At 39.6% G+C, this 19010-nt stretch carries 23 protein-coding genes; 10 read left to right on the top strand and 13 right to left on the bottom strand.

All coding sequences use genetic code 11. The features are described from left to right. Positions 1 to 41 precede the first annotated feature (41 nt). Positions 42 to 830 carry a class I SAM-dependent methyltransferase gene (locus H6G79_RS23245; RefSeq protein WP_190590600.1) on the bottom strand — a complete coding sequence of 263 codons (789 nt, stop codon included), beginning with the start codon at positions 828 to 830 and terminating at the stop codon, positions 42 to 44. Positions 831 to 893: 63 nt separating this feature from the next. Continuing rightward, on the bottom strand, positions 894 to 1724 hold the full coding sequence (locus H6G79_RS23240; RefSeq protein ID WP_190590601.1) for a dienelactone hydrolase family protein: 831 nt from the start codon (positions 1722 to 1724) through the stop codon (positions 894 to 896). Between the two features lie 443 nt (positions 1725 to 2167). Between H6G79_RS23240 and H6G79_RS23235 the strand changes: the two genes are divergently transcribed. Further along, positions 2168 to 2851 carry a glutathione S-transferase family protein gene (locus tag H6G79_RS23235; RefSeq protein ID WP_190590602.1) on the top strand — a complete coding sequence of 228 codons (684 nt, stop codon included), beginning with the start codon at positions 2168 to 2170 and terminating at the stop codon, positions 2849 to 2851. Between the two features lie 201 nt (positions 2852 to 3052). On the opposite strand, the gene H6G79_RS23230 is transcribed toward H6G79_RS23235, so the two are convergent. Together H6G79_RS23230 and H6G79_RS23225 are read right to left on the bottom strand one after the other, a co-directional pair. Next, entirely contained in the window at positions 3053 to 4273 is a 1221-nt protein-coding gene (locus H6G79_RS23230) for a glutathione S-transferase family protein (RefSeq protein WP_190590603.1), read from the bottom strand. Between the two features lie 34 nt (positions 4274 to 4307). Further along, positions 4308 to 5057: an SDR family NAD(P)-dependent oxidoreductase gene (locus H6G79_RS23225; RefSeq protein ID WP_190590604.1), complete on the bottom strand. Its 750-nt coding sequence runs from the start codon at positions 5055 to 5057 to the stop codon at positions 4308 to 4310. Positions 5058 to 5307: 250 nt separating this feature from the next. On the opposite strand from H6G79_RS23225, the gene H6G79_RS23220 reads away from it, so the two are divergent. Together H6G79_RS23220 and H6G79_RS23215 are read left to right on the top strand one after the other, a co-directional pair. Then, entirely contained in the window at positions 5308 to 5490 is a 183-nt protein-coding gene (locus H6G79_RS23220) for a hypothetical protein (RefSeq protein WP_190590605.1), read from the top strand. 110 nt (positions 5491 to 5600) lie between these two features. Next, the gene (locus H6G79_RS23215; protein ID WP_242048522.1) at positions 5601 to 6119 is read left to right on the top strand and encodes a DUF6174 domain-containing protein; all 519 of its coding nucleotides are present in this window, start codon (positions 5601 to 5603) and stop codon (positions 6117 to 6119) included. Between the two features lie 51 nt (positions 6120 to 6170). Here H6G79_RS23215 and H6G79_RS23210 read toward each other — a convergent pair whose 3' ends face one another. The 6 genes from H6G79_RS23210 to H6G79_RS23185 all read right to left on the bottom strand — a co-directional run bounded on the left by H6G79_RS23210 (position 6171) and on the right by H6G79_RS23185 (position 11054). Further along, positions 6171 to 7409 (bottom strand): tetratricopeptide repeat protein, encoded by a 1239-nt coding sequence (locus H6G79_RS23210; RefSeq protein WP_190590606.1) that lies wholly within the window; start codon positions 7407 to 7409, stop codon positions 6171 to 6173. A 120-nt stretch (positions 7410 to 7529) separates the two neighbouring features. Further along, positions 7530 to 7874, bottom strand: coding sequence for a XisI protein (locus H6G79_RS23205; protein WP_190590607.1), 345 nt, complete (start codon positions 7872 to 7874; stop codon positions 7530 to 7532). 78 nt (positions 7875 to 7952) lie between these two features. After that, the gene (locus tag H6G79_RS23200) at positions 7953 to 9272 is read right to left on the bottom strand and encodes a DUF58 domain-containing protein (protein ID WP_190590608.1); all 1320 of its coding nucleotides are present in this window, start codon (positions 9270 to 9272) and stop codon (positions 7953 to 7955) included. Between the two features lie 46 nt (positions 9273 to 9318). Then, a complete protein-coding gene (locus H6G79_RS23195; protein WP_190590609.1) occupies positions 9319 to 9762 on the bottom strand; it encodes a type II toxin-antitoxin system VapC family toxin in 444 nt (147 codons plus the stop codon). 2 nt (positions 9763 to 9764) lie between these two features. Then, on the bottom strand, positions 9765 to 10037 hold the full coding sequence (locus H6G79_RS23190; RefSeq protein ID WP_190590610.1) for a DUF2281 domain-containing protein: 273 nt from the start codon (positions 10035 to 10037) through the stop codon (positions 9765 to 9767). A 66-nt stretch (positions 10038 to 10103) separates the two neighbouring features. Next, positions 10104 to 11054 (bottom strand): MoxR family ATPase, encoded by a 951-nt coding sequence (locus H6G79_RS23185; protein ID WP_190590611.1) that lies wholly within the window; start codon positions 11052 to 11054, stop codon positions 10104 to 10106. 515 nt (positions 11055 to 11569) lie between these two features. Here H6G79_RS23185 and H6G79_RS37760 point away from each other — a divergent pair. Continuing rightward, on the top strand, positions 11570 to 11683 hold the full coding sequence (locus H6G79_RS37760; RefSeq protein WP_396019815.1) for a hypothetical protein: 114 nt from the start codon (positions 11570 to 11572) through the stop codon (positions 11681 to 11683). Here the strand turns inward: H6G79_RS37760 and H6G79_RS23170 are convergent. Beyond that, positions 11669 to 12562, bottom strand: coding sequence for an alpha/beta fold hydrolase (locus H6G79_RS23170; RefSeq protein WP_190590612.1), 894 nt, complete (start codon positions 12560 to 12562; stop codon positions 11669 to 11671). The two genes, H6G79_RS37760 and H6G79_RS23170, sit on opposite strands and share 15 nt — an antisense overlap. Positions 12563 to 12844: 282 nt before the next feature. Continuing rightward, entirely contained in the window at positions 12845 to 13342 is a 498-nt protein-coding gene (locus H6G79_RS23165; protein ID WP_190590613.1) for a HugZ family protein, read from the bottom strand. 248 nt (positions 13343 to 13590) lie between these two features. Here H6G79_RS23165 and H6G79_RS23160 point away from each other — a divergent pair, with 248 nt between their 5' ends. From H6G79_RS23160 to H6G79_RS23135, 6 genes are all read left to right on the top strand, one after another. Continuing rightward, positions 13591 to 13998 (top strand): type II toxin-antitoxin system RelE/ParE family toxin, encoded by a 408-nt coding sequence (locus tag H6G79_RS23160; protein ID WP_190590614.1) that lies wholly within the window; start codon positions 13591 to 13593, stop codon positions 13996 to 13998. After that, positions 13958 to 14275 (top strand): DNA-binding transcriptional regulator, encoded by a 318-nt coding sequence (locus H6G79_RS23155; protein ID WP_190590615.1) that lies wholly within the window; start codon positions 13958 to 13960, stop codon positions 14273 to 14275. Before H6G79_RS23160 ends, H6G79_RS23155 begins: the two co-directional genes overlap by 41 nt. 104 nt (positions 14276 to 14379) lie before the next feature. Then, positions 14380 to 15864, top strand: coding sequence for a CIA30 family protein (locus H6G79_RS23150; RefSeq protein WP_190590616.1), 1485 nt, complete (start codon positions 14380 to 14382; stop codon positions 15862 to 15864). 224 nt (positions 15865 to 16088) lie between these two features. Then, positions 16089 to 16436, top strand: coding sequence for a hypothetical protein (locus H6G79_RS23145; protein WP_190590617.1), 348 nt, complete (start codon positions 16089 to 16091; stop codon positions 16434 to 16436). 5 nt (positions 16437 to 16441) lie between these two features. Continuing rightward, positions 16442 to 16834, top strand: coding sequence for a GFA family protein (locus H6G79_RS23140; RefSeq protein WP_190590618.1), 393 nt, complete (start codon positions 16442 to 16444; stop codon positions 16832 to 16834). A 560-nt stretch (positions 16835 to 17394) separates the two neighbouring features. Further along, a complete protein-coding gene (locus H6G79_RS23135) occupies positions 17395 to 17769 on the top strand; it encodes a hypothetical protein (RefSeq protein WP_190590619.1) in 375 nt (124 codons plus the stop codon). A 450-nt stretch (positions 17770 to 18219) separates the two neighbouring features. Here the strand turns inward: H6G79_RS23135 and H6G79_RS23130 are convergent, their stop codons facing one another. After that, positions 18220 to 19008, bottom strand: coding sequence for a DUF1868 domain-containing protein (locus H6G79_RS23130; protein ID WP_190590620.1), 789 nt, complete (start codon positions 19006 to 19008; stop codon positions 18220 to 18222). Positions 19009 to 19010 lie beyond the last annotated feature (2 nt).

Raw genomic sequence — 19010 nt, 5'->3', positions numbered from 1 at the left:
CTAGTGTTTATCTCGCTAATTCAGCTAATTTCGGCATCATTTCATGCTTTTCTGTAAGCCCAGGTTTCAAACTTTGCTGGAGAAGATAAAATTTTGTCTAATGAACCATAATGATTGAGACAAAATTCTTTAAATTCGTTGATAGCTAAATGATATTGATTATCTGCTAACCCCCAACATAAACCGTAGGCTCGTGATTGAAAAAAGCTGATTAAATCATCAATTGTGTTGCTGACTAACCATTCTTTAGCTACTAAATAATTGGAAATATAACCTTTTTGATGTAAATATCCTTCTACATCTATTGCATGTATTGGTTGAGAAATCGGCTTTGATGCTTCATATTTAGATAGAATGCTGCGGAAATAGCCTTCAAATTCTCTTCTAGCTGGTGGAGTAATCCATTGACAATTGAGATAAAAACCTCCTGGCTTCAGCACTCGCTCAATTTCATCTAAAAATGCTCTCCAATCAGCAACCGTGTGGAGCATATGAACAGTTAATACAACATCAAAACTGTGATCTGAAAATGGTAATTGTGACGCATCAGCTTGAATCAACCGCAAATTTTCAGGAGTACCATTTAATTTTTGACGACACTGATTGAGCATTTCTACTGAGATATCAATTCCTGTTACAGAATAGCCTCGTTTGACGAGAGGAATAATATTTAATCCTGTGCCGACACCAGGTTCTAAAAAAGATGTCTCAGGTGTGGCACAAACAAGTTGAAGAATAAAGTCCGCTACTTCTTCTGCTATTGTTTCTGATAACCAACGTGTTTGGTCATAGATTGGTGCAATATTGTCGTAATAATTGAACTTTTTCATCTTTCAACTTCTCCTTGCTCTTTCGCAAGTCTAATGATGAGTCTTTGGCTGCACAAGAGATGATTACACCCCATGTTGTTTAAACCATGCTTGGAGTTTTTGCCAGCCTTCTTTGGCTTCTTGCTCGCGGTAAGATGGGCGATAATCTGCAAAAAAGGCGTGGGGTGCATCTGGATAAACGATAATTTCTGATTTGCTGCTACTGGATTTGAGGCGATCGCGCATTTGTTCTACTGTATCTACAGGTATGCCTGTATCTTTACCGCCGTATAGTCCCAAGACAGGTACTTTTAAGTTTGCAGCAATATCAACGGGATGTTTGGGTGTGAGTTCTGTAGAGTTACCCACAAGTCTGCCATACCATGCTACACCTGCTTTGACTTGGGGATTATGTGCAGCATAGAGCCAAGTAATTCTTCCACCCCAGCAAAAGCCTGTAATTCCAATTCTCTTGGTATTTCCCTTGGCTGATTTTGCTGCCCAATTGACTGTTGCGTCTAGGTCTGATAACACCTGTGCATCAGGAACTTTGCTGACAATCGGACGGATTTCGTCTATGTTGCTTAATTTTGACACATCACCTTGACGCACAAATAATTCTGGTGCGATCGCTAGATACCCCAATTTGGCAAAGCGACGACAAACATCTTGAATATGCTCATGGACACCAAAAATTTCTTGAATTACCAAAACCACCGGGAAATTTCTGCCAGTTGCAGGTACGGCTCGATAAGCAGGAATTTCGCCATCTTTAACCGGAATTTTCACTGCACCCGCCGTTAAGCCCTTGCTATCGGTGGTAATTACTTTAGCAAATACAGGCTGTACTGCTAAAACAAAGCCTGTTGTTAGGGTGGCTGTGGTGATAAATTGGCGACGTGATATTTCTTTCATTGTCTTGATATTTGGTCTTGGTCTGATGTTTTGTGCTGTAAAGTGACCTAACAGACTGGTGATAGTTAGATTTACTAACAATCATTATTACTAAGTATTACATATCTAGCCGTTCTAGTAGTCTGCCAAGACAACTTTGCATGGTGGATAGCAGAGGGGCAGAGGGGCTGGGGAGAAAGTACCTTCATTCCCCCCTGCTCCCCTGCTCCCCTGCTCCCTTGCTGCGTCTACACAGCAATTCTGGGTTGGTACACTACTAGTTCTATTTGTATAGATGAACAAAAGAGACTTGCGGAAAGTAGTGTTGTATTTTCCCAAAGGATATGTAATACTCTTGGTATTCTACGGTAATTCTATAGGTTTATCGTACTTTAAGGTTGAGTAAACTTCTGTTTGCTGGAACTTTAAGGTGCAATTTAAACTGCCATACAAGGAAAAAATTCATGAGTAACCTACAACTTTACTTCGCCAAAGCCTCTACCTTCTCTCAAAGAACCCGCGTGGTTCTGCTAGAAAAGAAAATTGACTTTACCCCAGTTGAAATTGACTTACAGAACAAGCCATCAGATTTCACGCAGGTTTCCCGTTATGGTAAAGTACCGGCAATTAAGCATGGGGATGTAGAACTTTATGAATCTGCGGTAATTAATGAATATCTAGAAGAAGTCTTTCCAGAGCCAGCTTTGTTACCTCATGATCCTACCAAAAAAGCGATCGCGCGGATTTGGATTGACTACGCCAATAGTCGTTTTGTCCCCGCGTTTAACAAATTCTTGCGTGGTAAAGATGCTCAAGAACAAGAACAAGGGCGGCAAGAATTTATCGAGGCACTTTTGTATATTGAACAAGAAGGATTAGGTAAGCTATCTGGTAACGGCCCTTATTGGTTGGGTGAACAGTTTAGTTTAGTTGATATCAGCTTTTATCCTTGGTTTGAGCGTTTACCCGTCCTCGAACACTTCCGTAAGTTCACCTTACCAGCAGAAACACCCCGTTTGCTGCAATGGTGGAATGCAGTAGAAAGTCGTGAGTCTATTCAAGCAGTAGCAAATCCTGTGAATTTCTATTTAGAAAGATTCGCTAAAGTTCTTGGTGAACCTAATGGTGTTGCAGTTGCTCAAAAGTAATATTTAGCTTTTTTCACCTACTCTCACTCTTCATAATTCTGAGTAAGTGATTAAATTTGCGGTTCGGTGATTTGGGAAGTAGAAATTTCTGCTTCCCATTTTTATTAAGCCTTTGGGGGCGAGAACAGGGAAAAAACTAGCCCCGAAGCAAGGTTTAAAACCAAGTAAAATCTCCACTGTTCCCTGTTCCCTTTGATCAACTTAATACAGAGAAGCCAAAACCTGATCCACTGCGGCGCGGAATGCGGTGGCTGCACCAGCACTCATATCACGGGGCGCACAGACGCGATTTCTGACGTAGGCAAGAGCGATCGCGCCAACTGCTGATACTGTTGTTTCTATACTATTTTTGCCACCAGTCCGACCTCCTGGTAAGGGGGCGCTATCACCATGAATCAGGTATTCTGCCAACAGTCTTAAATGCAAGTCTACTGCTTCTTTAACTGTGGTAATATCACCATCTACAGCTAATGCTTGCACACCAGAATTTTTGATAATATCTGCGATCGCAACTTCATGGTTATCGCTGAGTCTTTCTGCTGCTTCGGCGCGATATTGAATAGCATTACTATCTGCTGTATTTAAAGGTAAGGCGTTTCCTGTTGGTTCAATACCAAACCTCCGGCGCAGCAGTAAATTATTAGTGGTGTCGTCTGATTTGACTCGATGATAAGCAGGACGTTCATTCAACGCTGCAAACCAAGCATTAATCCGTGGGAAGCGGGGATTTCCTTTGATTTGATAGCCCCGATACACAGGTAAATTCGCCGCCAGTCTATCTAAATGGGGGCTATACATAATATCAACTAAGCTAAAGGTTGATAAAAAGTAGGGGCCTGGATATTTGCCTAAAGTTTGCTCAAGCTCATCTAGACTGGTTGCAAAGGTAGCTTGTAAGTTAGCTAACTCATCCGCATCTGTCGGAGTTTCCCGCAAGAATTTATAAGCAAGATTGCGAAAACCATTAGTTTCTGCATCTTCTACCCACTGTCTAGCTACAGCGTTTTCTTCTGGGTCTTCAGGAAGTAGTGACGGACTAGGAAATCTGGCTTCTAAAGCTAAGAGAATATCTTTAGATTCGTAGACTAACTCACCCTCGATTTTGGCGGCTGGGACAAGGGTTGTGGGAACTAAATCCGTATACCATTTGGGTTTATTGCTTAAGTCAATAAACTCTGTTTCAAAGGGAATTTGTTTTTCTTCTAAAGCAAACCACACTCTTTCACAAAAAGGACACCAAGAGTTTGTATCGCGGTAAAGCAATACGGGTGGTGTGGTGTCTGGCGGTAGTTTATGCAGACTGCTAGGAATAGGTGCAGTAGATGGAGACTGTCCTGGTCGGCGTACCCGCCGCGCTGGGGTGTGTTTTTGAGCAATTTCCGATAACTGTTCCCAGGTAGATGCTGTAGTTGGAGTTGTCATATTTTTGTAATTTCCAATAATGTTGCAGAATTGATTACCATCCCTGTTGTGTGGGACGGATGAGAATTTCATTGACATTCACCCGTGGCGGTTGAGTGACTGCATAGACAATGGCTGCGGCTATATCTTCGCTTTCTAGTGGGGTGACGGTTTTACGTCGTTCTTCACTACGTTGCTTGGCAATGGGGTCGTCAATCAAGTCGTTGATTTCTGTATCCACTAAACCGGGTTCGATGATCGTGACGCGGATATTATGTTGGTAAACTTCTTGACGTAATGCTTCCGAAAAACCATTGACACCCCATTTTGTGGCGTTGTAAATTCCAATCCCGGCTCTAGCTGTACGACCCGCTACTGAAGAGATGTTAACGATATGTCCAGAATTTTGGGCTTTCAAAATTGGCAAAACAGAGTGTGTTGCATACAGCACACCTAAAACGTTGATATCAATCATCCGTCGCCAATTTGCTGTGTTACCACCATCAATCTCACCGATAACAGCAATTCCGGCATTGTTGACTAAAATATCAACTCTTCCCCAGGCAGCGATCGCTTTATCTACCAAATTTTTGACTTGGGCTTCATCGGTAACATCTGTAACTATCGGTAATGCTTTGCCGCCATTTTCAGTAATCTTTTGCGCTACTGCATCTAGTCGGTCAGAACGCCTAGCTGCAATTACTACTTGCGCTCCCTCTGCGGCTAAGGCGATCGCAGTTGCTTCACCTATCCCCGCAGAAGCTCCAGTAACAATTGCTACTTTTCCTTCTAATTTACCTGCCATATATTTATCCCAATTAACAGTTCACGGCTACATTGCTCATCAATAAATTGTTGCCTTGTCTTGCTAATAGCTTGATTTTTAGAACAGTCTATGAGAGATTATTTAAATAATATACGGTTTGTCTATCGATTTAACGTTTTTTATAAAAAATAAATTATCAAAGTTATTTTTTATAAATAGATAAGCTGTATTTATTAAATGTTTTATCGGCTTTTGATAAAACTCATCTACCAAAAAGCAGACTTTAAGTTTGCTTGCTAATTTTGGCGATATCAAGGATAAATTAATGATTTATATAAATTTAGAAAGAGAATTATTAGATGAAGAATTATGGTCTATACGACCAGCTTTAAAATTACCGATTAAAGTTCAGTTGCTAATTGCAAAAGAGCAAATTAAACAAGATATTTGGGATGTGTCGAAAAAGCCCTAAATTAAGAGTTGATATGTAGTCTGAGTAACTTGACAAGTCAAGGATTAAGCCCTAAATTTTTAAGTGTTACATAAAGCACTGTAACCGCAAATACACCAGGGAATAATCCAATGCCGAGGAATTTCAAAACTCACTTGATGCAGTTGCGCTGGCCAATTATGATCAGCACAGCATTATTAATGCCTTTAAGTTTTAATACACCAGCAATATCTCAATCAACTGTAAAGATAGCACAAAGACCAGCAGCTAACGATTTACAACAATTAGTAGTTAATCGCAAGTTGTGGAATCAGCAAAATATCCGCAATTATCGCTATACACTATCAAGGAGTTGTTTTTGTGCGCCTGCTGCCAGAGGGCCAGTAATTATTACTGTTAGAAATGGGATTACAGCATCCATCACCACAACTACAGGTCAGCCAGTTAGTAACCCAGAATTTTTTGAAAGATACAAAACAATTCCCAAACTGTTTAATGTGATTGCAGATGCGATCGCCCGTCGAGCAGATAATGTTGATGTAACATACAACAGTCGGCGTGGTTATCCCACCCAAATTAGCATCGACTACAGCTTTCAAACAGCTGACGAGGAATTGTTCTTGACAATTGAGAATTTCCAAACACTTTAATTAAGTAGTTTGATGAGAAGATAGGAGCGATCGCTAACTTTCACTGCTAATTTATAAATCCTTTTTTTGCAGTTCCATCAATAGATAGGTGTTGAACTCGTAATAGCCTCTCACTGATGCAGAATAAGCATCACGTAGTTCTGCATTAGTGATTTTGGCGCGTAACTCTTCAATTATTTCAATAGCTGCTTGAATGTGTGTTTGGGCTGGTTGTAAATTACCCCGTCCGTATTCTAGGGAAGCTATGTTAGAGAGAGTGAGGATTTCCCCTTTTCTGTCCCCCACTGCACGACGTATAGATAAAGCTTGGTTGTAATATTTGAGGGCTTCTTCCTGTTCTCCTAATGATTTGTGGATACCGCCAATATTGTGGAGGATAGTGGCTTCCCTTCTTTTCTCGCCTACTGCACGGAGTACGGGTAAAGCTTGGTCAAAATATTTGAGAGCTTCTTGCGGTTCTCCCAATGAGGCGTAGACAAAGCCAATATCATTGAGGGTACGGGCTTCAATTCTTTTGTCTTTCACTGCACGGCCTATGGATAAAGCTTGGTTGAGGTATTTGATTGCTGCTTGCTTTTCTCCTAAAGCGGCGTAGACTAAGCTAATATTTTTCAGGGTGCTGGCTTCCTGTTCTCTATCCCCGACTGCACGAAGTATTGGTAAAGCTTGGTTATAGTATTTGAGAGCTTGTTGCAGTTCTTCTAATGAGTTGTAGATAACACCAAGATAGTTGAGAGTTAGGGCTTCCACTTTTTTGTCCCCCACTGCACGGCTGATCAGTAAAGCTCGGTTGAAGTGTTTGAGTGCTTCTTCCCTTTCTCCTAATGAGAGGTAGACTTTGCCAATATTGTTGAGGGTGGCGGCTTCCCCTGTTCTATCCTCCACTGCGCGGAGTATTGGTAGAGCTTGGTTGTAATATTTGAGTACTTCTTGTGTTTCTCCCAAATCGTCGTAGACTAAGCCAATTTGATTGAGGGTTTCGGCTTCCCGGCTTGGCTCATCCAGTTTTTGCCAAAGCTTCAGAGCTGCTTGGTATTTACCAATTGCTTGTCGCAGTGATTCTGCTGTTCCTTGTTGATAAAACTGCATTCCCTCTTGAAAAAGGCGTTTCGCAGTAGCGCGAGAGGTATCTTGTTGAGTGGTTTGCTGTTCTATCTGCAACCCTTGGTTTTTCGGTGTCGCCGCCACAGCATCAACAAGCATTACCGCACTTAGGAATAAAGTTAAACTGTAGCGGGTAAACTGTGCAAGAAACCACCAGCAAATTCCCTGATTATTTGAACTCCCCATAATTTTTCAGTCTCAATCAGTAATTATTAGACCTCTTGCATGAATGTTATAAAACACGAATTTTAAGTCTCGCGCATACCGCAAGCGGAACTCGCAGAGTAGGGGCAAAGATGAAAAAAATTACGATACTACAGCAAAGTCTGTATACTGCCTCATCTGCGGTTCATGAAATGCCAGTACAATATCATCTTTAGGAACACCGGCACGAACTAAATCAGTTGCAATGCCTTCTTCAGTCCAATCTTCTTCAATCCAGAATTTGCCATCACGAATCCGCACATAGACTGTTATACCAGAAACACGTTCTCCATTTTGCCAACCCAGATTCATCCAAATATAATTATTCTGTGATTCATCCACAATCAAAAATCTCTCTATATCTGAGTTGGAATGGCGGTTACTAAATTCTACATACTCAGTTAAAATGCGCTTAATTAACTTAGGATACTCTATTAATTTATCCATTGCATAATCTCACATTGAGAGAACAAACGCTAATAACTTTCGCCAACAAATGACAAATGACAAATAACAAATGACCATTCATAACTGATTTCTGGCTTTAAGTTGTAGATATCTTTCAACCAACTGGTCAGTAATTTGATTTGCTGGTGCATCAAGTACCAAGACTCCTTTTTGCTTTAATTGAGCAAAGGCTACTTGGCGTTGTGCTAATAAATCTAAAGCCACAGCACGACTGTAAGCGGCTGTAACTTCTTGAGTAAATGTGTGCGCTAGATGATCAACTTGCGGATCTCGCAAAGTGACGCAGAAGGGTAAATAACGGGGCGCTAACCGGGAAAGTGCGGCTAATAATTCCGTAGAAGCGGTGACATCAACTAAATCGGTGATGACAACTACTAAGGCGCGGCGAGTTTGCCGTTGTACTACATTGGTCACAGCCCCTAAATAATCAGATTCGAGTAAAACTGGCTGAATGGGAGTGAGATAATCGATTAATTTACCCAGATGAGATTGTCCGCGTTCTGGTGATACCCATGTGTGCATTTGGCGGTCAAATACACCCACCCCGACGCGATCGCCCCGATGTAATCCGGCTAACGCTAATGATAAAGTCGCATTTAAACCCCAATCAAATCGCTGTAAGCCTTTGACTTGTGCTGTCATTAGCCGACCACGGTCTAATAAAATAATCAAGGTTTGTTCTTGTTCTGGTTCTAACACCCTGACCAAAGGTGGAGTATTCCCAGTAGTTCTCCTGGCGGTGGCTTTCCAATCAATAAAACGTAAATCATCACCAGTGTGATAGTTCCGCAGTTCTGCAAACTCTGTACCGATACCCATGCGGCGAGATTGGCGGATGGAACCTGATGATTGTAAGGTGAGGCGAATCGAGAGCGATCGCAACCCAATTAAATCAGGATAAACTTTGACTGCAACATTTTGCGGTATTTGCCAATTATGCCAAGCTAACCTCCAAGTTCCCAACTGTCGCACTTGAATATTTCCCCAAGGAAATTCCCCTCGTTGTCTGGGGTGGACAGTGTAAGTTAATTCTTGGGTAGTGTTAGCGGGAATAGTGGCGGTGAGTGTCGGGGTAGATACGCCAAATTCTGGGGGATAGTAATCACGAATTTGAATAATTGCGTCAGTGTTTGCGGCTGTTACCGCCAGCATCACCGGATTATCTCGTCCAATTGATAAGCGTTGCGGTAATTCGCGCTTAACTCGCACCCGCAAAGGACGGACTCGCAACCCATCCACCATCATCAATATCAGAATAATGGCATCAAATAATAAAGTGATGGCGATGCTAACGGGAATGGTGAGGAATAAGGATAGGATGGGTGCGATCGCAATTCCTAATCCTAATAAAAAATAAACTCTTTGAGAAGCAACCATGTTTTATTTAGTTTTTTGCTAATTTTTGTAAGTATTTTTTAGAAATCTAAACCCAACTTTCCCAAGCAATTTCTCTTAATTGCTGCATTCGCTCAAAATCACTATCGCATGAAACGATAATCAATGAATGGCGTAAGGCTGTCGCAGCTATCCAGAGGTCATTTTCACTAATCCCGATAGTATTTAATTGAGTTGTGCTACGTTTAGTTTTTTCTTTGGGGCCAAAATGCTTGATTAATTCAGATTTAAAGTCACCGTAAATTTCTGTAGTTTCTTTATCGATTCCATATAAGTTAATTCGCTGCAATACCGCATTAACTTTGATTAAGTTAGCAGCTTTCTGTTGGGAATTTTGCGCCATAAAGCGTAATTCTCCTGCAACAATAACACTAGTAGACAGTTGTATTTGACCAAGCGATCGCAGGTGATTGGCAACACCAGGTACACCCTCCATCAAGAAGGAACAATGATTGGTATCAAGAAGATACATGATTAAAATTCAAGTTGTATTCGATTTTCATGAACTAATTGCAGACATTCTCTGATATCTGAACCTTCCCAACTCCCGACAAATTCTAATAAATCTTCGGCAGTAGAATTAGTAACATTATGTTCTGCTTTGAGTGGTTGAGAAACTTGGTTATTTACTGATATATTTTCTAGCTGGTGTTTGGCTTGCAAAAACTGAATAAAATCTAAAATTTCCTGTAATAAAGGTTCAGGCAATTTCTCTAGTTCTTGGTTAATCTGTTCTTTGATTTTCATTTTTACCTCAATCATTTATCCAATTGTAAGATATTGATTAGCTTATCAATTTTTATCATTGACATTTCATCGGGGGACTTTAACTTGATTAATTACCGACGCAATAATCGCATCAATTTGTAAACCATCTAACATAGCTTCTGGTTTAAGTAGCAAACGATGACGTAACAAAGGTGAAGCTACGGCTTTCACATCATCTGGTGTGACAAAATCGCGTCCGGCTAACCATGCGGCGGCTTGAGATGTTTGCAACCAAGCACCAGCCGCACGGGGTGACGCACCCAAAGCTAAATCAGGAAATTGGCGTGATGCTCTCACTAAAGCTAAAAGATAATCGATAATTTTTTCAGATATTTGCACTTGTTTCACTTCTTGGCGTGCTTGTAAAATTTCTGCGACTGTTGCTACTGGTTGTAAACTAAAAATATCTATCCGTCGCGCGGCAAATCCGGCTTGACGATTGAGTAACATTTGTTTTTCTGCGGCTTGATCGGGATAATCTACTAATAGTTTGAATAAGAACCTATCTAACTGCGCTTCTGGTAAAGGATAAGTCCCTTCAAATTCCAAAGGGTTTTGTGTTGCAATTACCCAAAATAAATCCGGCAAAGGTAAACTTTCACCATCTAAAGTAACCTGCATTTCTTCCATTGCTTCTAACAGTGCCGCTTGAGTTTTAGGAGGAGTGCGGTTAATTTCATCTGCTAGTAACACTTCGGTAAAGACTGGCCCTTTTTTGAGGGTAAAACTGCGACTATTTAAGTCAAAAATATTTGTTCCGGTAATATCTGAGGGTAAAACATCTGGTGTAAGTTGAATGCGGCGAAAATCACCTTGAATTAACTGGGCTAAAACTTTGACTAGAAGTGTTTTACCTGTTCCGGGTACACCTTCTAAAATTACGTGTCCACCTCCTAACAAGGCTATTAGCAACTGCTGGATGAGGCTAGATTGTCCCACTACAATTTGATTGAGTTTTTGTTCCAGGGTAATTAAGACAGAATGGTTTTGGCTCATAATTTTTATGAATAGAAATCAGAATTTATCAGTCAAAATTTAGCATAACAAGGTTATGTAAGTGTTAGTGACTAAAGTCTATTATTACCTATAGTCAACTCTGGGGAAATGATGAGTATTTTAATTCGTCAAATTTTAGTTGTATAACCTGAAAACGAACCCCCTTTTTAAACTAACCATTATAAACATCTTTCTTCACAATTGGCTTCTCAGTAGGTTGATGAAATGCTTGGCTTCATGGATAGCGTAGGTAAAGAGGGCTAGGAGGTTAGGTTTTTAAGATTTTGATGTGAACAATAGTACTTTTTAAACAAACTCTGATAACTAAAGAATATTGGACAATTAGCAGCCGGAATCGCCCATAAAGTAAATAATCCGATTAATTTTATTGCTGGTAACTTAAGTTTTGTCGAACAGTATATTCAAGAGATAGTTACTTTACTCCAACTTTATCAAAAGTATCTGCCTGAACCGCCCAATGAAATTCAATGTGCAATTAAATCAAAGGCACAGGTTTGGGTCTATCAATTTCTTACCAAATCGTAGTTAACAATCATCATGGCAAATTATATTATAATTCCAAGCTAGGCGAAGGTTTAGAGTTTGTCATTGAGCTACCTATTAGATAAATGCTGCTGTAATAAACCAATGATGACTTCGGGTAATTCTAAATGAGGGAGGACTCCAGCATCAGCGATCGCATAAAATTGAGATACAGCATTTAAATTTAAATTTGCTAACCTCCGCCCTAATTTAATACTCGTAAATTGTGCTTCTTCACCCCAAAAAAATACAGTTGGGATAGTTAACTGTTGCAGATACAAACTCAAATCAAAATATAAATCACCCCGCAAAAATGCCAAGGCGGCAAACCTCGCATTAGGTTGTTGTGCTGAAGTTAAATAAGCAGCGACCATTTCTGGCGAAACACGTCCGGGTTTAGCAAACAAAAAACTTTGTAAAAAATTCCGCACTGCCAATTCATTTTCTGCACCCAACCCATAAATTAAACTATCTACTAGGGGTGTATTGATCACAGAAAGTGGTAGCCTGCGTCCAGCACCTTGCCCAAAATCATCAAACCCCGAAGGACAAACTAAATATAATGATTGGAATAATTGCGGCTGAGTAATAGCCGAACGAATAGTTAAAGCAGCCGTCAGTGATGATGCAATAACTTTTACAGGTTGGCGACAAGTTTGAGTAATAAATTCAGCCAGCGTCGTCAAATAATCTTTAATTTGATAATCGCGTACTGGGTGTGCAGAATCGCCCCAACCAATTAAATCAGGCGCTAAAATGCGATATTTATCCGCGAATGCTGGGTACACCTTCGACCATTCATAAGCCGAAGCCCCACCCCCAAAATTATGCAGAAATAATAGTGGCGGTAAATCTTCACTGTCAGCATTCAACCAAGGTGCAGATGTCTGAGTATAATACACCATCGCTCCCAAGGAAGTATGAATCACTTTCTGCCCAAAGCCAGGAGGTTGAAATTGAAGCATAATATGAAGTATAAGAATCCGGTTTGATTTCTGAATTTATTGGTGTAGGTAGGGAATAGGGAATAGGGAATAGGGAATAGGGAATGGGGAGTAGGAAAGAAGCCTGATATGAGTGTACTGATTTTTTTCAAAAATCAAATATGATTCCTATAGTCCTAAATAATTTACAAACATCTCTCTCCCTTGTCCCCCTTGTCTCCCTTGTCCCCCTTGTCCCCCGCGTCCCCCTTGTCCCCCTTGTCCCCCTTGTCCTCCTCATCTTCCAACAAAATGATCAAAAACCTAACGATTATCCCTCGTAATATGAGTCAATTCATTTAAATTGTCACCGCTAATTTTATAAGCATTACCAAAACCAAGGACAAAACGGCCGGAACTGGGAATAAGTTGAAAAATGCGAAAGTCCCCCAAGCTTTTTAAGACTTCAATCATTTCACCAAAGCGTTCTTGCAGTTGGTCAACAATTTTATTCCAAGTCTCTGTATCTCGTTCTATTAACGTCGCAGTACAATCAAAAGTTAAACGACGACGAGCAAAAATGTTATTACTTTTTGTTTCATCTTCAATAAATAAAATACTCACACGGGGATTAGCATAAATATTTTGGGTGTGGGCTGCCAAGTCACTGATATAAATATAAATATTTTTGGCTGCATCACTGACGAAAGGCGCATAACTACTATTAGGTATGCCTTCTGGATTAACAGTGCTAATAATGACACTTTGAAACTCTTGCAGAAAATTTGCGTATTCAGCTTGAGCGTTTTCTAGTTGGCTCATAGGTAAGTTTTTGTATTATTAATAACAGTTAGGTAAGTATTTTAGCGTTTTGAGCGATCGCAAAAATACCAATTTATTGTACCTACTTCCTCATCTTGAAGACCAAATCGGAATTAGCTACAGACATCGCCAAAATCCTATCAGTGATTAGCAAGATTGAAAAAACCATTATTCCATAGATGTGCCTACACGATATCCATCCTAAAATATAGTACCTAGTGCTATACTTTAACCAAAGAGACTATCAAATGAAAATTTACAAAAACCGTACTTTTGACCGTTGGGCGCGGAAGGAAGAGTTAAACAACCTTAGTCTCTGTAACGCTGCAAACGAAATGGCCGCAGGGCTTTATGATGCTGATTTAGGAGATGGGTTGTTTAAAAAACGCATAGCAAAACCAGGGAAAGGTAAACGTGGTGGATTTCGGACACTAGTAGCTACTAATAATGAAGATCGTTGGTTTTTTATTTTTGGCTTTTCAAAAAACGAACGCAGTAACATTGACAAAGATGAAGAAGAAGCTCTGAAAATGTTATCTAAGCAATTACTTGCTTATACACTAGAAGAGCTTGAACAGGCAAAAAATAGTAATGCGTTAATAGAGGTGATTTGTAATGCGGAAGAAAAAATCAGCAATTCTGGAAGCAGTTCATGAGACAGCAAAAGACCTACACAAAGCTGGACTAATGAATCAAACTACATTGCGCGACTTTGAACACTTATGTATACCTCCTATTGAGCCACTAGAACCTAATCAAATTAAAGAAATACGGGAATCATCTCAAGTCAGCCAAGCTGTTTTTGCACGTATTTTGAATATAAGTCCTTCAACAGTTCAAAAATGGGAAATAGGACAAAAAAAGCCTAGTGGAGCATCTCTTAAGCTACTGCACTTAGTAAAAAACCGTGGATTAAACAGTGTTTTGTATTAAAATTTTTGGCTCGTAAAACTTCCTTACGGGTTATTTCTATAATTTAACTTGTAAACTATTATTCACCTCTAGTCACTCAAAAAAATTTTAATGAGGACGTAATTGTGAATGACAAAAATCGTTATCAATGGGACTTAGGCAGGTTTATCAATACCCTGTCTTACTTCGAGGTTATTCCTTTTCTCAACTGCATCAAAAAACTTATCCAAGGTCGTTCCCAAGAAACACAACATAGACCTAATGGAGAAAAAAGCGTGGGTGTAATACTAGTAGCAGGTGCAACGGGTGGACTTGGTAAGCGAGTCGTCAGGCGACTGAGAGAACGAGGTTATCAAGTGCGCGGTTTAGTACGTGATATTGATCAAGCACGGTCAATTTTGGGTAATGATGTTGACTTAGTAGTTGCAGACATCACCAAACCTGAAACTTTAACCGCATTAGTCATGGCGAATATTCAAGCCGTGATTTGTTGTACAGCAGTGCGTGTCCAACCCGTGGAAGGCGACACCGCCAATAGAGACAAATATTATCAAGGTGTGAAATTTTACCAGCCGGAAATTGTTGGCGACACTCCCGAAAATGTCGAATATCAAGGTGTGAAAAACTTAGTCGCCGCAGCCGCCACATATCTCCCCGCCGCAAATGAAAAACTAATTTTTGATTTTACTCATCCCTCTGCTGAATTAAAAAATATTTGGGGTGCGTTAGATGATGTGGTGATGGGTGGAGTGAGTTCTAGTAATATTCAACTCATAGACAATGCTGCTTTGTTTGCTGGTAATGTTTCTACAGCCAACTCCGGCGGTTTTGCATCTGTGAGAACTAAAAACTTTGACCCACCGTTTAATTTATCTGGTTACACAGGTGTAGAACTACGAGTTAAAGGTGATGGACAACGTTATAAACTCTTTCTCCGCCCTGATGCAACTTGGGATGGTTTAGGTTACAGCTATTCTTTTGATACGGTAGCTAATACTTGGATAAATATTCGCATTCCTTTTACAGAATTAACACCTGTATTTCGCGCCAAAACTGTTAAAGATGCTCCACCATTAAATAATAGTAAAATTAGCTCATTTCAACTGATGTTGAGCAAATTTGAATATGATGGGGCGTTAAATCCCAAATTTAGCCCTGGTGGTTTTTGTTTGCAGGTGGAATCTATTAAAGCTTATGGAGAGAAGACTTTACCAAAATTTGTGCTGGTTAGTTCCGCAGGTGTCACCCGTCCCGGAAGACCAGGAATTAATTTAGATGAAGAACCTCCCGCAGTCAGATTAAATGACCAGTTAGGTGGTATTTTAACCTGGAAATTAAAAGGCGAGGATAGTTTAAGAGCTAGTGGTATTCCTTACACAATTATTAGACCTTGTGCCTTAACTGAAGAAAGTGGTGGACAGGAGTTAATTTTAGAACAAGGTGATAACATTCGGGGCAAAATCAGCCGTGAGGATGTGGCAGAACTTTGCGTACAAGCGTTAGAACAAAGTCAAGTGCATAATGTCACTTTTGAAATCAAAGCAACAGAAAATAAAGTTAACTCTCGTAATTGGGAGACGCTATTTTCTGGTTTACAACCTGATAAATAAATCAACTGTAGCAATCCTATTTGATTTTTAAATTATTGGTTGAAGCTGGGAGTAGGGAGTAGATTTGTTTGTAATTCATTTAGGGCTGCTATATAGATTGATCAATATATCAGCATACTTGGTTAGGTGGTGCGATCGCACCACCTAACCAACCTTTTTTACTCTCTACGCCTCCGGTTACTGAGCGTAGTCGAAGTATGCGTCTGGGCGTGAAACAACTTACAATGAAAAGCACTCAAACATTAGGAATTGCGGTGGTTTTAGCCATTATCCTCTGGGCTAGTTTATTCTCTAACACTGCATCATCACAGCAAGTCGAATCTCGTCTGAATAACTTACAAGCCGATTTTAATCGCATAGAGTCGCGGTTAAACCAAATAGAATCTCAACTCGGAAACACTCGCCAGTCTCCTAACTCGCGTACAACGATTACCGTCCCACAGTCAACTCGACGGAATTTATCACAAGCAGAACGGGATAAAATGTTTGACCGTTTAGCGACTTTAGTGGTTGAATTAAAACAACAAGTAAATACTCTAGAACAACGTATTACTAAGTTAGAATCCCGTTAATTAATATGACAGCAAATATTTCAGATGCAATGACATACGAGGGTGGTTGTCATTGTGGCGCGGTACGTTTTCGAGTTGTTGTTAACAACCACAAAGTTGATGATTGTAACTGTTCGATTTGCCGAAAGAAGGGTTTTTTACATTTAATAGTCCCACGGGAACAATTTACTTTATTACAAGGTGAAACCGAGTTAACAACTTACAAGTTTAATACAGGCGTTGCTCAACATAAATTCTGTAAGACTTGCGGAATACATTCTTTTTATATTCCCCGCAGCCATCCTGATTGCATAGATGTTAATGTCCGATGCTTAGATGGCGATGTTATCTCCAATTTTGAAATTGTGCCTTTTGATGGGATGAATTGGGAAGAAAATATTCATAAGTTGATTAATTAACATTAATATGAGTATTTACTTATTACTTGTTACTAAATGAACGCGAAAATAAATTTTCGTACTGCACTCAACCGAAAAACGCTGTAAGTAATTACATGGGTGTTTGTAATTTAAATCAGCTTCCTGAATATTTCGGAGAAATATAACAGATGGAATAGGAAATAAATATCTACTGAATTGTTGCGAAACGTAAATAATAATCAGCTTAAATTCCTAATTTATTCAAAAAGTGGGGAGCTAATTTTTCACAAATTATTTATAACTGCTATAGTATTAATGTATGCTCTAGAGTAGAGCAGAGAAGTTATCTGCGATTTATTGTTGTTTGAAGAAAAAACACAAAATATATATTTTTGTAGAGCAATTGCTAAAGAAAGATGATGAAACTCCAACCACAGGCAAATGAGATTATATAAAAGTTGTACGAGGAGTGAATGGATATCTGATTAGCCTGTTTTACAAGCTGATATATCTGAATAAAGGGAATCTCATCAAGCAAGTATAGGAAAATTATTCAGTTTGTATCAGTTATTAACCCTTTAGAATTAGGGAAAATTTCTATGAATCAACCATATCTTTCTCCCGATGATTTACCTTCTCATAAAACAACACTAATTAGTGAAGTATTACTTAGTCAGTTAGAAGAGACAATCAAACAAAGGTTTTTTGCAGTTTGCGATCGCACCGTCCGTCTTTTATTATCTAGTTGTCATTGGTATTTCAAAATCAATAGCGGTATTCTCATATTAATTATGGTTTGCCATGATATCGAAAGTTATCAGAACATTATGATGACTGTGCCGCATTTAGCCGAAAAGTTAAAGCAATTTGCTAACCAAGCCAAAATCAGTATTAGTTCTCCAGTTAACCAAGGCGTTCCTTGGGTAATCAGTGTCAATGATATCTTTTTCGGAGAAGAATCATCTGAGCGTTGACTCCTAATCAATCAAGGAGTGTATAAACTCAAATCTTCCATTAAAAGACTGAAGTCACAGGCCAGTTACTAAAAAAATACTGGCTTGGCTACACAGGCAAAACCCACTAAGACGCTAGTAAGTCGCTGTTTGTGTAGCCTTAAACTCCAGTCTAAGAAATACAAATTTAACAGTGAACAGTCATCAATAAAAAGGAGTCAGAAGACAGAATTCAGAATTCAGAATTAGTGAATACTCCAACCATAAAGGAATAGATTTGAAATCAAGAAGAAAGTTTTATTTTGATTTCGCCCACGAGGAACGAGGTTTTCCACCCATATTCATCACCCAGCGATGCACTGAGCTTGCCGTTCACGTAGCATCTCCGGCAGGAGAAGTTTCATACAGAATTCATACTGGATTCTGACTCCTGATTTCTGAATTCTTCTTCATAAAAAACTGATAACTGATTTAAAAATTTAAACTCGGCCAGTCTGGTTCACGATAATAACGTGTCATATCATCAAACTTCCGCAATTCAACTCGGTTAACCAGAAACTCTGGCGAATTTCCTAGCCACTGTTGATTTAACTCCGCAAGTAAATCACTGAATTTATTGCGGTCTAAATCTGGCGCTATATCACCAAAATAGCTCAATGTAATATGGGCTGTGAGGTGATAATGTTGTTCAATTCCCAATGCAATCAATTGGGGATTTTGATAAATTGTGCGGCGGAATTGAATTATCTGTTCATAAGAACTTTCATCTTTGGGGACTAAACAAACCGCCAAAGCTCTTGGCATGAGAACTAATCCCAACATTTGCCAGGAAATTGGGTTAGTTCCTGATGTTATGGTTTGTTGATATTGTTGAAATGTTTCCCCGATGTAACGGTGTAATTCTTCCTCAAACTTGGGATTTTTCTCACAAGCATCAAGATAAGCATGATCCCAAATTAAATCTGCCAAAGTTAAATGAAAGCTGGCAGGTGGTACAGGAACAATCAAATCCTGGTTGACAGGTAACTGTAAAAGTTGCTGTTGGTAAGTTGTTAAGGTTGCATAGAAAGCAGCGTTTTCCGCCGCTTCCTCTGCGGTTGGGGTAATTAATGTATAACCAGGAAAAGGCGCTGCTTGTCTTGTTCCAGAAGCAGGTAGGAATTTAGAAGACTCCTGGATATGCTGAACTTGGGTTTTATATGATTCTGGTAGCATCATTCTTGCTACCCGGTTCAGGTAAGTTTGGTAGTTGTCGTCCAATC

Source organism: Anabaena sp. FACHB-83, assembly GCF_014697485.1.
GTDB lineage: Bacteria > Cyanobacteriota > Cyanobacteriia > Cyanobacteriales > Nostocaceae > Nostoc_B.
Note: the sequence above shows the minus strand (reverse complement) of the source record. Positions and strands in the feature narration are given on the sequence as shown.

Excerpts from the sequence above, each read along its gene's own strand:
- H6G79_RS23245 (WP_190590600.1), bottom strand. The coding sequence starts at position 830 with ATGAAAAAGTTCAATTATTACGACAATATTGCACCAATCTATGACCAA.
- H6G79_RS23240 (WP_190590601.1), bottom strand. The coding sequence starts at position 1,724 with ATGAAAGAAATATCACGTCGCCAATTTATCACCACAGCCACCCTAACA.
- H6G79_RS23235 (WP_190590602.1), top strand. The coding sequence starts at position 2,168 with ATGAGTAACCTACAACTTTACTTCGCCAAAGCCTCTACCTTCTCTCAA.
- H6G79_RS23230 (WP_190590603.1), bottom strand. The coding sequence starts at position 4,273 with ATGACAACTCCAACTACAGCATCTACCTGGGAACAGTTATCGGAAATT.
- H6G79_RS23225 (WP_190590604.1), bottom strand. The coding sequence starts at position 5,057 with ATGGCAGGTAAATTAGAAGGAAAAGTAGCAATTGTTACTGGAGCTTCT.
- H6G79_RS23215 (WP_242048522.1), top strand. The coding sequence starts at position 5,601 with ATGCCGAGGAATTTCAAAACTCACTTGATGCAGTTGCGCTGGCCAATT.
- H6G79_RS23210 (WP_190590606.1), bottom strand. The coding sequence starts at position 7,409 with ATGGGGAGTTCAAATAATCAGGGAATTTGCTGGTGGTTTCTTGCACAG.
- H6G79_RS23205 (WP_190590607.1), bottom strand. The coding sequence starts at position 7,874 with ATGGATAAATTAATAGAGTATCCTAAGTTAATTAAGCGCATTTTAACT.
- H6G79_RS23200 (WP_190590608.1), bottom strand. The coding sequence starts at position 9,272 with ATGGTTGCTTCTCAAAGAGTTTATTTTTTATTAGGATTAGGAATTGCG.
- H6G79_RS23195 (WP_190590609.1), bottom strand. The coding sequence starts at position 9,762 with ATGTATCTTCTTGATACCAATCATTGTTCCTTCTTGATGGAGGGTGTA.
- H6G79_RS23190 (WP_190590610.1), bottom strand. The coding sequence starts at position 10,037 with ATGAAAATCAAAGAACAGATTAACCAAGAACTAGAGAAATTGCCTGAA.
- H6G79_RS23185 (WP_190590611.1), bottom strand. The coding sequence starts at position 11,054 with ATGAGCCAAAACCATTCTGTCTTAATTACCCTGGAACAAAAACTCAAT.
- H6G79_RS23170 (WP_190590612.1), bottom strand. The coding sequence starts at position 12,562 with ATGCTTCAATTTCAACCTCCTGGCTTTGGGCAGAAAGTGATTCATACT.
- H6G79_RS23165 (WP_190590613.1), bottom strand. The coding sequence starts at position 13,342 with ATGAGCCAACTAGAAAACGCTCAAGCTGAATACGCAAATTTTCTGCAA.
- H6G79_RS23160 (WP_190590614.1), top strand. The coding sequence starts at position 13,591 with ATGAAAATTTACAAAAACCGTACTTTTGACCGTTGGGCGCGGAAGGAA.
- H6G79_RS23155 (WP_190590615.1), top strand. The coding sequence starts at position 13,958 with ATGCGGAAGAAAAAATCAGCAATTCTGGAAGCAGTTCATGAGACAGCA.
- H6G79_RS23145 (WP_190590617.1), top strand. The coding sequence starts at position 16,089 with ATGAAAAGCACTCAAACATTAGGAATTGCGGTGGTTTTAGCCATTATC.
- H6G79_RS23140 (WP_190590618.1), top strand. The coding sequence starts at position 16,442 with ATGACAGCAAATATTTCAGATGCAATGACATACGAGGGTGGTTGTCAT.
- H6G79_RS23135 (WP_190590619.1), top strand. The coding sequence starts at position 17,395 with ATGAATCAACCATATCTTTCTCCCGATGATTTACCTTCTCATAAAACA.